Source organism: Candidatus Skiveiella danica (assembly GCF_022705245.1).
Taxonomy (GTDB): domain Bacteria; phylum Pseudomonadota; class Gammaproteobacteria; order Burkholderiales; family Burkholderiaceae_C; genus Skiveiella; species Skiveiella danica.
In genome coordinates, this window is sequence record NZ_JAKJEW010000165.1 from 1 (window position 1) to 569 (window position 569).

Here is a 569-nt window from a genome sequence, read left to right on the forward strand (position 1 = left end):
CGCTTATAGTCGAACGGGATGTACCCTACCTGGCTGCTGGTGGAATCGCGATATTCCCCGGTAAGACGGTAGGTGAGATAGCCGGAAAGGAAGAGATACTTGTAGGTTTTTTTCCAGATCTCCCGCTGGTTGTGGGCCAGCCACACGGCCTCCGCCTCGGCCTGGAAGTAGGCGACGGTCTCCCGCATGCCGGAGAGACGGAAGGCCATTCCCCAGAGCCCGCCCAGGGGTTTCAGCCCCTCGGTGCGCCGCTGGTCGAGCCAGACGATGGCGGGGCGTAGGGGTCGGCCCTCCCGGTCGAGGTTGACGACGGTGGCCCGCTGGGTCGTCAGGGCAACGCCGGCCAGGGCTTCGGGACGGATGTCCGTTTCCTCCCAGAGCTGCCGGCAGGCCCGGCAGAGGGCCTGCCAGAAGTAGTCCGGGTCCTGTTCCGCCCAACCCGGCTGCCGGGAAAAATAGGGTTCGATCATCACCCTGGTTTTGGCCCGGAGATTCCCCCGGGGATCGAAGATCAGGGCCCGGATGCTCTGGGTGCCGTTGTCGATGGCCAGGATCAGTTCACCCATGAC

The 569-nt window shown here is 64.5% G+C and carries 1 protein-coding gene; it reads right to left on the minus strand.

Going from position 1 to position 569, the window contains the following annotated elements; genetic code table 11:
- Positions 1-569 (minus strand): FGGY family carbohydrate kinase (locus ACMUOY_RS20745; protein WP_413894596.1); only part of this gene is annotated, 569 nt, incomplete at both ends.